Raw genomic sequence first — 12,692 nt, 5'->3', positions numbered from 1 at the left:
CGTGACGCCGCGGCGCCTGGTGCGCGGTTTCCGCGTGGAACCTACTGGCTTCATTGCCACGGGCTCTCCACCTCCGAGGTACCGATCCGGGCTAACCTGTTCAGACGTACTATTCTCCCATTTCGGACATTTGGGGAGATCACCGCTGATGTTGATCGCTCGCCGAACGCTCATCGCCGTGCTGGCGGTCGGCGCCGTCGCGGGGTGTACGTCCGACGACGAGGCGGACCGGCCTCCGGTCGTCCAGCTCGGCCCGCCGGGCGAGACGGGCACACCACTCACCGACGACGAGCTCACCGGGCTGGACCAGCCCCAGTACACCGATGCGGACGTCGCCTTCGTGCAGGGCATGATCCAGCATCACGCGCAGGCGCTGGTCATGACCGACCTCGTCGTCGAACGCGCCGGTAGCGACGACCTCCCCCTGATGGCCGAGCGCATGGACGTCTCCCAGCGCGACGAGATCGCCCTGCTGGAGGAGTGGCTGGAAACCCGGGGCGAGGACGTCCCCGACGCGTCCGGCGAGCACCATGAGCACGGCGAGGACGGCCAGGTGATGCCCGGCATGCTCACCGACGACGACCTGGCCAGGCTGGCGGCCGCGACCGGCCGGGACTTCGACGAGCTGTTCCTCCTGTACATGATCCGTCACCACGAGGGCGCATTGGTCATGGTCGGCGAGCTGCTCACCGCCGGTGAAGGCGGCCAGGAATCGGCGCTGTTCCAGCTCGCCCAGCACATCGACTCCGACCAGGGCATCGAGATCGCCCGGATGAAGAGCCTGCTGGCAGAGATCGCCGCATCCCCGGGCTCCTGAGCGACCGGCTACTCGGCGAGCGGCAGCACCGAGTCCTCCAGCCGGCCTTCCGGGTCGTACACCGCGCACATGATCGCGCGGTCGCCGTCGGCCCAGGTCTCGGCGGTGGGCAGGATCGGGTAGTAGTCCAGGCCGTCCCGGCCGGGCCACTGCTGCTCGAACCCCTGGCCGCACTCGTCCCAGCCCAGCTCGGCGACGGCCTCGCGGTCCCACGAGCCCTCGGGGGCCTGGACGAACATGTACGACTGGTTGTCCGCGCCGTCGACGCACGGGGTGTAGACGACGACGTCCTCGCCGGCGAAGTCGGAGTACTCGGGGTCGGAGAAGCACTCCGTCAGCTCGATGTCCAGCAGCCCCGTCACGCCGGCGTCGATGAACGCGTCGTCCTTGTGGGTCTCACCGCCGCCGCAGGCGGACAGGCCGAGCACGAGCAGCGCGGCGACGGCCAGACGGCGGGCGGCGGACGGGTCGGGCACGGCCGGATCGTAGGCATCCCCGGATGAACGCCGCCTGACGTCCGGGTGCCCGCGCGGCCGCCCGGACGTGGCCATTGGCCGTCGTGCAATGCGACCCGGTCGCAACAAGAGAATCGTTTTCAGGTGTTCATCGCCGGGACAACGTGCCGTGATCTGCCCGTTCTCGCCCTTTCCTCCTGGTCTGCGATGAATCGGATACTGCCGCGCGATCTGCCGGCAGCGTCCACGAGTGTCCTGGGAGGAGACTCAACGTGAGTGATGTGAGGAAGCGCGGGCCGTTCGGCTCCCGGCGTGCGGCCGGTGCCGCCGTCGGCGCCGTGCTGCTCGGTGGCGGCTTGATCGCGGTACCGGCCGCAGTCGGTGCCGACAGCGAGCCGCCGGTGAAGGTCCCGCCGGCCGAGATCTACGAGCCGTCGGCGGTGCCGGACCGCATCATCCTGGTCCCGACGGCGTCCCCGGCGACGTCGCAGAAGGTGTCGTGGCGGTCCGAGGTCGGCGGCGAGTACGCGCAGGCCCAGATCGTCGAGGCGCCGGTCGCGCTCGGCCAGGTCGCGCCGTCCGAGACCCTGCAGACGGTGATGGCCAGCTCGACCAACCCGGTCAACACCACGCTCGGCTACGCCTCGGTCTACCACCAGGTGGAGTTCACCGGCCTGGCGCCGAACACCCGCTACACCTACCGGGTCGGCGACGGCGTCAACTGGAGCGAGTGGATCGACTTCACCACGGCCGCCGAGGGGTTCGAGCCGTTCTCGTTCATCTACTACGGGGACATGCAGAACTACATCGACACCGCCGGGCCGCGCGTGTTCCGCCAGGCCTTCGCCGACCGCCCGGAGGCGAAGGTCATCGTCAACGCCGGTGACCTCATCGACTCGGCGAACAGCGAGGAGCAGTGGGGCCAGTGGCACGCGGCCGACGGCTTCATCAACAGCCAGATCAACAACGTCTCGATCACCGGTAACCACGAGTACAGCGGTGGTCAGCTGTCGACGTTCTGGCAGCCGCAGTTCCCGTTCCCCACGAACGGCCCGGACTTCGGCGACGACGCCACCAACGCCGCCCTGCGCAACACCATCTACTCGGTGGACTACCAGGGCGTCCGCTTCATCGGCCTGAACAGCAACGTCCAGAGCCTCGCCCCGATCATGGCCGCGCAGACCGCGTGGCTGGAGGAGCAGCTCGCTTCGAACCCGAACAAGTGGACCGTCGTCACCTTCCACCACCCGGTCTACTCGGTCGCGTCCGGCCGCAACAACCCGATCGTCCGCGCGCAGTGGGGTCCGCTGTTCGAGGAGTACGGCGTGGACCTGGTCCTGCAGGGCCACGACCACACCTACGGCCGCGGCAGCACCACCGCCTCGCGCAAGTCGGTCACCGTCCACGACAGCACCGTCTACGCGACGTCGGTGTCGGGCGGCAAGATGTACGACGCCGTCGACTCGAACTGGGTGAACAACGGCGCCGACCAGATGTCCATCGGCCAGGACATGCAGCTCTACCAGATGATCGACGTCACGGCCGACAGCATCACCTACGAGGCCCGCTACGCCAACGGCGAGCACCACGACGGCGTCGTCATCCGCAAGAACGACGCGGGTGAGCGCACCGTCCAGGAGATCCGCACGCCGGAGAACACCGTCGGCGAGCAGGTCGCGGTCGACATCACCGCCGTCGACTTCCGCGGCACGGTCAAGGCCTCGGCCTGGGGCTACGACCCGGGCGAGACGGTCAACGTCTACGTCCGCAACGTCGAGCGCGGCCAGGACGTCCTGGTCGGCGAGGCGACGGCGGACGAGCTCGGCCGCATCCTGGAGCTGCCGGTGCGCCTGCCCAGCTCCGCACGCCCGCTGAGCACGCAGCTCGTGTACCTCGAGAGCGTGAACCAGCAGATCACCAGTCCGGAGATCACGGTCAACCGCTGACCTCCACCGCGCACAGAGGCGGGCCGCCCCGATGAGGGACGGCCCGCCGCGTGCGTTGTGTGCTCCTCCTAGCCGACGTCGGACTGCGCGGCCGCGCGGACCAGCACGCCACGGTCCCGGCCGCCGATCAGCCCGGCGGCGACCAGCTGGTCGGCCAGCTGGGTCGTGTGCCGGACGAACGCGCCGTGGTTCGGCCAGTCCTCCTCGTCGAGAACGTGGTCGTTGACGGTGCAGGTGCCGGCCAGGCCGATGTTCGGGACGCCGGTGTCGACGCCGTCGATGACGACGGTGGCGCGGGTGTCCTCGGCGGCGCAGATCGGCAGCGCCAGCGGCCCGCCGACGACCGGCAGCGCGACCGTCGTGCCGGCGAGGTCGACGGACAGCTCGGTGCCCGGCTGCGGGCGCAGCGTGAACTCCGCGTCCGTCGACCAGATCATCAGCCCGATCCGCGAACCGGCCGGGATCACCTGGTCGTCCGGCTGCAGCGGCACCGTCACGTCGACGAACCGGCCCGGCGTGAGCGGCTGCTCCTCCGTCAGGGAGTCGCGGTTCAGCGGGTCGGCCCAGCCGCGGGTGATGACGCTGGTCGTCGGCCGCTGCGTGGTCGACGCGCAGGCGGAGTCGCCGGTCCACGGCAGCCGCACCAGCGCGACGGACAGGTTCGCCCGCGCCTTCGAGGCCGCCAGGCGCACCGTCACCTCCGTCACACCGGACAGGTGGACGTTCTCCGTCAGCGTCGGCGTCGAGTACAGCAGCCGGTTCGCCGACGGCGTCGTCGCCAGCAGGCCCGCGTTGCAGGCGTTCGCGCCGGCGTCGACCAGCGTCTCGGTGGCGTCGTCGGCCAGCGCCAGCGACGTGAGGCCACCCGCGTCCGCGCCGCCGGCCTGCAGGTTCAACGTCGCCGTCGCGGCCGCCGGGTTCGGGTAGTCGGCGTACGGGGTCAGCGTGCTGCCGCCGAGCTCGTTGCGCAGGACGAACGCGGTGTTCGTGTCGTCCTCGATGCCGTTGTCCTGGCCGTAGAGGTACTGCGAGAACCAGCGGTTCATCATGTCGGTGGGCGGGTTGCCGCCGTGTCCGCCCTGGTGAAAGTACTCGTGGACGGTGAGGCCCTTCTCCTCGAGCGCCTCGGAGATGCGGACGCTGTGCTCGGGCACGACGTTCCAGTCGTTGAACGCGTGCGCCATCAGCACCGCCGCGTGCACGTCGTCGAGCTGGTTCAGGTAGTCGCGGCCGGCCCAGAAGTCGTTGTAGTCGCCGGTGACGCGGTCGTGCTCGGCCTGCATGACGTCGCGGACGGTGTCGCGGCAGTACTGCCGCGTCTCCAGGTCGCCGCTGTTGATGTAGTCGAACAGGTAGTCGACGTCCTCGCCGAGCCAGCCGCCCGGGCTGCGCACCAGGCCGTTGGACCGGTAGTAGTGGTAGTACGACGTGTTCGGCGCGACCGGGATGATCACCTCGAGGCCCTCGACGCCGGTGGTCGCGGCGGCCAGCGGGAGCGTCCCGTTGTACGACGTCCCCGTCATGCCGACGCGGCCGGTCGACCAATACGCCGTCACCTCCTCGCCGCCGTCGGCGCTGGTGAAGCCGCGGGCGCGGCCGTTGAGCCAGTCGACGACCGCCTTCGGCGCCAGCGACTCGTTCGGCCCGCCGACGGTCGGGCAGCCCTCGGACAGGCCGCTGCCGGGCGACTCGGAGTGGACGACGGCGAACCCGCGCGGCACCCAGGTGTTGATCATGCTCGACGAGATGACCGGGCTGGTGCCGCCCGGCGCCCGCGCTGCCTCGGGCAGGTTGTCCGGCGACGTGCGCAACGGCGGCTGGGCGCCCAGCTCGACGTTGACATTCCAGAAGAACCGCCGGTCGGTGCTCGCCGTGCCGGAGTAGTACGGGCTGGACTCGTAGACGACCGGCACGTCCAGGCCGGCGCCGTCAGTCTCGGCCGGGCGCGTGACGTCGACGTGCATGCGGTCCAGCTCGCCGTCGCCGTCGGTGTCGAACTCGGTCTCGACCCACAGCTCGTGCCGGATGAACGGTCCGGTGAAGACCGGCTGCGCGAGCCCGTCGACGAACGCGGGCTCCGCGGGCGCGGGCGCCGGTGCGGGCGCTGGGGCGGCGGTCGCTGCGCCGTGGGCGGTGAGCAGGGCGGCGGTACAGATGCCGGCGGCGGCGAGTGCCGCGCCGGCTCTGGTCCGGTGTCCGCGCAGGGCCATGAGCGGTCCTTCCTTTGAAGGCGGGATGCTCGGACGCTGTTCTTCTTTTCCCTTGTGCGACTCACTGCGGTCTGGAACTCGCGGTCGGCATGACAGTAGAGCCGGCCCAGCGCAATGTCATCCGACAGTTGTCGCATGACGGCCGGTGTGCACCCGACAGAGTGTGGACGCTCAGCCCGGGCGGAACCAGCGGTGGCCGTACGGCTCCAGCTCGAGCTCCTCGCCGGGCGCGGCGTCGTCGGTGCCGAACTGGTCGACCAGCCGTTCCCAGCCGTCGTCGCCGGGCAGCCGCACCGTCGCTTTCGACCCGGTGAGGTTGTGGGCGGCGACGATCGTGCGGTCCTGCCAGTCGCAGCGGTGCGCCAGGACGGGCCCGGACGCCTCGAGCAGCGCCAGCCGGCCCCAGCCCAGCTCCGGGCACTCCTTGCGCCGCCGGATCAGCCGCTCCATCCAGTTCAGCAGCGAGTCCGGATCGCGCCGCTGCGCCTCCACGTTCACCGAGACGTCCGCCGGCAGCGGCCGCGCCAGCCGGGCGCCGTCGGGGGCCGGCGAGAAGCCGGCGTGCCGCTCGCCCGACCACTGCATCGGCGAGCGCACGCTGAGCCGGCCCTCGATGTCGAGGTTCTCGGACATGCCGATCTCCTCGCCGTAGAACAGCGCCGGCGTGCCGGGCAGCGAGAACATCAGGGAGTACACCAGCCGGATCCGCCGCTCGTCGCCGTCGAGCATGCTCGGCAGCCGCCGCCGGATCCCCCGTCCGTACAGCTGCACGTCCGGGTCCGGGCCGAGCGCGGCGAACACCTCGGCGCGTTCCTTGTTCGTGAGCTGGTCCAGGGACAGCTCGTCATGGTTGCGGACGAAGTTCACCCGCTGGCAGTCGTCGGGCAGCTCCGGCTGCGCCTTCAGCGCCTTGCCCAGCGGCGCCGCGTCCTCACGCACCAGCGACAGGTACAGCGCCTGGTTGACGGTGAAGTCGAAGGCCATGGTCAGCTCGTCGCCGGTCTCGCCGAAGAACTCCAGCGCCTGCTTCGGCGGCAGGTTCACCTCGCCCAGCAGCACCGCGTCGCCGCGGCGGCGGGCGAGGTAGGCGCGCAGGTCGCGGATCAGCTCGTGCGGCTCCTGCCGGCCGGCGGTCGCCCGGTCGGACTCCTCCATCATGAACGGCACGGCGTCGACGCGGAACCCGGCCAGCCCCAGTGCCAGCCAGAACCCGGCGACCTGCGCGATCTCGTCGCGGACCGCCGGGTTGGCGGTGTTCAGGTCGGGCTGCTCGGTGTAGAAGCGGTGGTAGTACCACTGCTGCGCCTGGTCGTCCCAGGCCCAGGTCGACCGCTCCTCGCCGGGGAAGACGAGGTCGGACGGCTTGTCCTCGGGCTTCTCGTCGCTCCACACGTAGAAGTCGTGGAACGGGGCGTCGCGGCCCTTGCGCGCGGAGACGAACCACGGGTGGCGGTGCGACGTGTGGTTGAGCACGAAGTCGACGATGACCCGGATGCCGCGGTCCTGCGCCGTCCGCACCATCTCGACGAACGCCCCGAGCGTGCCGAGCCGCTCGTCGATGCCGTAGAAGTCGACGATGTCGTAGCCGTCGTCGCGTTCGGGCGACGGGTAGAACGGCATCAGCCACAGGCAGGTCACGCCGAGTCCGTCGAGGTAGTCGATCCGCTCCGTCAGCCCCGCGAGGTCGCCGCAGCCGTCGCCGTCGGTGTCCAGGAAGGTCTGCACGTCCAGGCAGTAGACGACGGCGTTCTTCCACCACAGGTCGCCGGCCGCGCGGCGCCGCCGGCTCACGCCGTCACCGCCGTCAGCGCCGGCAGCACGTGCTCGCCGAACGCGTCGATGAATCCCGCCTGCTCCTGGCCGACGTGGTGGACGTAGACGGTGTCGAAGCCGAGGCCGGCGAGGTCGTGGAGGTGCTGGGCGTGGCGGCCGAGGTCGGCGCTGACGAGGACGTTCGCGCGCAGGTCCTCGGGACGGACGTACTTCGCCGCCTCGTCGAACTCCTCGACCGTCGTCAGGTCCCAGCACAGCGGCGGCGAGTACACGTTCGTCCGCCACTGGTCGTGCGCGATGGAGAGCGCCTCGTCCTCGTCCGGCGCCCAGCTGATGTGGATCTGGACGGCGAGCGGCTTGCCGTCGCCGCCGTTGGTCCTGAAGGCGTCGACGACGCGTCTGAGGACGTCAGGCGCCTGGCCGACGGTGACCAGGCCGTCGGCCCACTCCCCTGCCCAGCCGGCGGTCCGGGGGCTGACGGCGGTCGCGTAGAGCGGCGGCGGGGTGCCGGGCCGGGTCCACAGCCGGGCACGGTCCACCGTCACCAGCCCGTCATGGGTGACCTCGTCGCCGTCGAGCAGGGCCCGGATGACGTCCACGCACTCGCGCAGCCGGGCGTTGCGGGTCGGCTTGTCCGGCCAGCGCTCGCCGGTGACGTGCTCGTTGATGTTCTCGCCGCTGCCCAGCGCGACGGCGAACCGGCCCGGGAACATCTCCTCGAGCGTGGCGATCGCCTGCGCCGCGACGGCCGGGTGGTAGCGCTGACCGGGAGCGCAGACGACGCCGAACGGCAGCGCCGTCGTCGCCATGGCGGCGCCCAGCCAGGCGAAGGAGAAGCCGGACTCCCCCTGCCGGGCGCTCCACGGCGCGAAGTGGTCCGACGACCACACCGCCTGGAAGCCGGCCTGCTCGGCGTGCCGGACGTCGGCCAGCAGCCGGCTCGGCGGGATCTGCTCGTGCGACGCGTGCCAGCCGACGACGGGCATGGAGTCTTCACCTTCCGAGCGACGACGGTGTGCCCGTCGCGTACCCGGCGGCGTCGTGCCTTATGCGTGTTTTATCCCAGTTCGAAGCGGATCGTCCGGGTCCGCGGGTCGGCGGCGGCCAGCCGGGCCTGCACGTCCGTCCCGAGCGGCAGCTCACCCTGGTGGCTGATCGGCGCCTCCACCGCGGGCTCGCGGATGGTGACGTCGCCCTTGCGCGCGTCGCGGTCGTCCACCTCGACGACGACGCCGTCGAACCGCTCGCCGACGTACTCCTGCAGCACGGCGGCCTCGACGAGGTCGAGGACGGCACGCTCGTACTGGTTGGCCCGGCGGGTGGAGCCCTGCATGGTCTTCGGCAGCTCCCCCAGGCGGTCGACGACCCAGCCGGGGACGTCGTCGCCCGCGCTGAGCGCGACGCTGATCTCGAGCGCGTACCGGTCGACCAGCCGCCGCAGCGGCGCCGTCACGTGCGCGTAGTCAGCGGCGATGGCCGAGTGGCCGGTGCGCTGCGGGAGCTCTCCGGAGAAGCCGACGTAGCCGGAGCCGCGCAGCAGCCGGGTGCACGCGACCAGCATGGCGGCGTGGCTGGGCGTGGCGGGGTCGAGGGAGCGGACGAACTCGGGGTAGCTCTGGTCCTGCGGCCAGTCGATGCGCAGCGCTTTGGCCGTCCGCCGCAGCCGCTCGACGTCGCGCGGGTCGGCGGGGGCGAGCGTGCGGAGCAGGCCGGTCCTGGCCTCGACCATCATGGCGGCCGCCGTCATGCCCGTCAGCAGCGAGATCTGCGCGTTCCACTGCTCGACCGGGTGCTGCTGCCGGAACGCCAGCGACCAGTGCTCGCCGTCGATGCGGACCTCCTGCTCGGGCAGCGGCAGCGAGACGCCGCCCCGCTGGGCCTCCTGGGCGAGGCGCAGCTCACCCACCTCTTTGAGCAGGGCGAACACCGGGTCGGCCGTGCCCGCGTCGAGCTGTTCCTGCACCTCGACGTAGGACAGCTTGGCGCGGCTGCGCACCAGCGCCCGCTCGACGCGGGCCGCCACGGTGCCGCCGGCGCCGTCCAGCTCGATCGTCCACAGCAGCGCCGGGCGCACCTGGTCGGCCAGCAGCGAGGCGGCGTCCTCGGACAGCGCCTTCGGGTAGAGCGGCACCTTCGAGTCCGCGCCGTACAGCGTCTCGCCGCGCTTGTGCGCCTCCTGGTCGAGCGGGTCGCCAGGGCTGACGAACGCGCCGACGTCGGCGATGGCGTAGTAGACGGTGAAGCCGTTGTTCTTTCGTTCGAGGTGGAGGGCCTGGTCGAGGTCCTGCGCCGTGGCCGGGTCGATGGTGACGAACGGCAGCTCGGTGCGGTCGAGGCCGGGTAGGCGCGGGTTCTTCGCGGCCGCCTGCGCCGCCTGCTCGACCTCCGGCGGGAACTCCGGCGTGACCTCCAGTTCGGCCTGGATGGCCACGATCCCCGCCCGCAGCGTCTCGCCGTCGGCGGACAACACCTCGTCACGCAGCCGCACCACACGTCTGGGCACTGACGTCCTCCCCCGGGGGTCGCTCGTTCGGCCGTGCACAGCCTCTCACGGGGTGTCACGAACCGCCCGTGGAACGCACCCACAGGAGGTGTGAGCTGGCTGGCCTACGTCGACGAATCCATCCGCACCGACGACGGCGTATACGTCCTCGCCGCGGTGGCGCTCCATGCTGCCGACGCCGACGGCGTCCGCGACGCCGTGCGCTCGTTGGAGCCGCGGCCTGGACGTCGGTTCCACTGGCGCGACAAGGAACCGTTCGAGCGCCGCGATGCCGTCGAAGTGCTCGCCAGACTGCCCATCCTCCCGATCGTGGTCGTAGGCGCGCCAGTCAACGCGCGGCGTCAGGAGCGAGCTCGGCGCCACTGCCTGGAGACACTGCTGTTCCAGCTGGCCGCGGCAGGGTGGACGAGGTGCGGCTGGAGTCCCGCAACCCTGTCGCCGACCGTCGCGACCTCGACGTCATCACCGTCTACCGATCCCGGGGCGTGCTCCCGCCCACCCTTCACGTCGGACACGCACGGCCGGGTGAAGAACCGTTGCTGTGGGCGGCGACATCGTTGCCGGAGCGATCAGCGCGGCCGAGAGACGGGACTCGACCTACCGAGAGTCGATCAGCGGCGCTCTGACCGAGCACCGGATCGGGCTGGACTGACCCGTAGAAAGCGCGAAGCCGAGGTCCGGGTATGCCCCCGGGGTCCTCGGCTCACTTCTGGTCCCACCGCAGAGGGACCAGCCCACTCATGGGTATAGCAAGATCGCGCTCGGGCGTCCGCCCCCACGGATGGGTGAGCGTTTGCTGTCGCCCTGGCAACAGCAAACGCTCACCCATCAGCCGCCGGAGCCGGCGGGATCGCCCGCCGGTACCGCTCGCCGAGCACGCGGACGTGTTCGACCAGCTCCGGCGGATCGGTCACCCGGAAGTCCAGCCCGAGCATGCCGATGTAGACGGCGATGATCTCCAGGCTGTCGGCCCCGGTCACCAGGACCGACGTCGACTCGTCCACCGACTCGACGACGCCGACGGTCGGGTTGATCCGCGCCAGCACGTCAGCGGCCGGCGCGCACACCGTGATGCGCGCGTGCACCGACCACCCGGTCGAGGCGACCTCGCGCAGGACGAAGGCGGTGTAGTCCTCGCCCGGCAGCGGCGCGGGCTCGAACCGCAGCCCGGTCCGCATGCGTAGCGAGATCCAGTCGACGCGGTAGGGGCGCCATGTCCCAGCCGCCGGGTCGCGGCCGACGAGGTACCAGTGCCGCTGCCAGCTGACCAGCCGGTACGGCTCGACGGAGAGCGGCGGCCCGTCGGCAGGCGCGCCCCGGTAGTCGAACCGCACCGCCTCGTGGTCGCGGATCGCCGCCGCCAGCGTCGTGAGCACGGCGGCGTCGATCACCGGGTCCTCGACGTTGCTGCCGGTGTTCTCCGGCCCGCGCGACATCGCGTCGCCGATCGCCGTGACCTGACGGCGCAGCCGGTGCGGCAGCACTTGCTCGAGCTTGGCCAGCGCCCGTGCGCTGCTCTCCTCGATGCCGGCGACGCCGTTGCCGGCCCGCAGCCCGATCGCGACGGCGACCGCCTCCTCGTCGTCGAGCAGCAGTGGTGGGAGCCGGGCGCCGGCGCCGAGCCGGTAGTGCCCGCCGGCGCCCCGCGCAGCGTCGACCGGGTACCCCAGCTCGCGCAGCCGGTCGACGTCGTTGCGGATGGTTCGCGCGCTGACGCCGAGCCGTTCGGCCAGCTCGGAGCCGGTCCAGGCGGGCCGCGACTGCATCAGCGAGAGCAGTGCCAGCATTCGTGCGGAAGTCCCCTTCATATTAGGAAGATACCGTGCCTATTGGGCCTCTAGTGTGAGTGTCATGACGAACACCACCGCACCGATCCGCCCCTTCCGCGTCGAGATCAGCCAGGCCGACCTGGACGACCTCCAGGACCGTCTGGCCCGCACCCGGCTGCCGCGGCCCGCGCCCGGCGACGACTGGGACTACGGCACGCCGAACCACTACCTGCGCGAGACCGTCGACCACTGGCGCGACGGGTTCGACTGGCGGGCCCAGGAGGCGCGGATGAACGCCTTCCCGCACTACCTCACCGAGATCGACGGCCAGACCATCCACTTCATCCACGTGCCGTCGGCCGAGCCGGACGCGAAGGCGCTGCTGCTCGCGCACTCCTACCCCGGCTCGTTCGTGGACTTCCTCGACATGATCGGCCCGCTGACCGACCCGGTCGCGCACGGCGGCAAGGCCGAGGACGCGTTCTCCGTCGTCGTCCCGTCGATGCCGGGCTTCGGCTTCAGCACCCCGGTCGAGGACCGCGGCTGGACGATGGCGCGGGTCGCCCGCACCTACGACACGCTGATGCGCCGGCTCGGCTACGACAGCTACGGCTCGCACGGCAGCGACGGCGGCGCCATGGTGTCGCGCGAACTGGGCCTGCTGAACCCGGAGGGCTTCCTGGGCCTGCACGTCCTGCAGCTGTTCTCGTTCCCGTCCGGCGACCCGGCCGAGTTCGCGAACCTGTCCCCCGCCGACCACGCCGGCCTGCAGCACCTGGAGTGGTTCCAGTCCGTCGGCGGTTACAACGCGATCAACGGCAGCCGGCCGCAGACCGTCGCCGTCGGCGTCTCCGACTCTCCGGTCGGGCAGCTGGCTTGGAACGAGCTGTTCAACTCGTTCGGAAACGGGACCAGCCTGGTGACCGTCGACCAGATCCTCACCGAGGTCAGCCTGTACTGGTTCACCAACACCTCCGCGACGGCCGGGCGGTACCACTTCGAGGAGGCCCGCTCCGGCGCCGAGCCGGCCGTCAACCACGCGCCGACCGCGGTCGCGGTCTTCGCCGACGACTTCCGCACGATCCGCGCGTTCGCCGACCGCGACAACGACAACATCGTCCGCTACACCGAGTTCCCCGAAGGCGGGCACTACGCCTCGCTGGAGCGGCCGGACGTGCTGGTCGAGGACCTGCGGGCCTTCTTCGCCCGCTGACGGTCG

At 71.1% G+C, this 12,692-nt stretch carries 9 protein-coding genes; 3 read left to right on the top strand and 6 right to left on the bottom strand.

The window, feature by feature from the left end; translation table 11 throughout:
- Positions 1-148 precede the first annotated feature (148 nt).
- Positions 149-817 (top strand): DUF305 domain-containing protein, encoded by a 669-nt coding sequence (locus tag BLV05_RS20410; protein WP_046769259.1) that lies wholly within the window; start codon positions 149-151, stop codon positions 815-817.
- A gap of 8 nt (positions 818-825) precedes the next feature.
- On the opposite strand, the gene BLV05_RS20405 is transcribed toward BLV05_RS20410, so the two are convergent.
- Positions 826-1,293, bottom strand: a complete 468-nt coding sequence (locus BLV05_RS20405) for a hypothetical protein (protein WP_046769258.1) — start codon at positions 1,291-1,293, stop codon at positions 826-828.
- Between the two features lie 251 nt (positions 1,294-1,544).
- On the opposite strand from BLV05_RS20405, the gene BLV05_RS20400 reads away from it, so the two are divergent.
- A complete protein-coding gene (locus tag BLV05_RS20400; RefSeq protein ID WP_046769257.1) occupies positions 1,545-3,218 on the top strand; it encodes a purple acid phosphatase family protein in 1,674 nt (557 codons plus the stop codon).
- Between the two features lie 68 nt (positions 3,219-3,286).
- Here BLV05_RS20400 and BLV05_RS20395 read toward each other — a convergent pair whose 3' ends face one another.
- From BLV05_RS20395 to BLV05_RS20370, 5 genes are all read right to left on the bottom strand, one after another.
- On the bottom strand, positions 3,287-5,428 hold the full coding sequence (locus tag BLV05_RS20395) for a Xaa-Pro dipeptidyl-peptidase (protein ID WP_052762537.1): 2,142 nt from the start codon (positions 5,426-5,428) through the stop codon (positions 3,287-3,289).
- Positions 5,429-5,599: 171 nt separating this feature from the next.
- The gene (locus BLV05_RS20390; RefSeq protein ID WP_046769256.1) at positions 5,600-7,219 is read right to left on the bottom strand and encodes an alpha-amylase family protein; all 1,620 of its coding nucleotides are present in this window, start codon (positions 7,217-7,219) and stop codon (positions 5,600-5,602) included.
- Positions 7,216-8,187 (bottom strand): TIGR03885 family FMN-dependent LLM class oxidoreductase, encoded by a 972-nt coding sequence (locus tag BLV05_RS20385; protein WP_046769255.1) that lies wholly within the window; start codon positions 8,185-8,187, stop codon positions 7,216-7,218. The genes BLV05_RS20390 and BLV05_RS20385 overlap by 4 nt, the downstream gene beginning before the upstream one ends.
- Positions 8,188-8,258: 71 nt before the next feature.
- Entirely contained in the window at positions 8,259-9,704 is a 1,446-nt protein-coding gene (locus BLV05_RS20380) for an RNB domain-containing ribonuclease (RefSeq protein WP_197683228.1), read from the bottom strand.
- An 821-nt stretch (positions 9,705-10,525) separates the two neighbouring features.
- Positions 10,526-11,512, bottom strand: a complete 987-nt coding sequence (locus BLV05_RS20370) for a helix-turn-helix transcriptional regulator (RefSeq protein WP_046769253.1) — start codon at positions 11,510-11,512, stop codon at positions 10,526-10,528.
- A gap of 43 nt (positions 11,513-11,555) precedes the next feature.
- Here BLV05_RS20370 and BLV05_RS20365 point away from each other — a divergent pair, with 43 nt between their 5' ends.
- Positions 11,556-12,686 carry an epoxide hydrolase family protein gene (locus BLV05_RS20365; protein WP_046769252.1) on the top strand — a complete coding sequence of 377 codons (1,131 nt, stop codon included), beginning with the start codon at positions 11,556-11,558 and terminating at the stop codon, positions 12,684-12,686.
- Positions 12,687-12,692: the final 6 nt, after the last annotated feature.

It is taken from the genome of Jiangella alkaliphila (assembly GCF_900105925.1).
Lineage (GTDB): Bacteria > Actinomycetota > Actinomycetes > Jiangellales > Jiangellaceae > Jiangella > Jiangella alkaliphila.
This window is presented reverse-complemented; position numbering and strand designations above follow the sequence as displayed.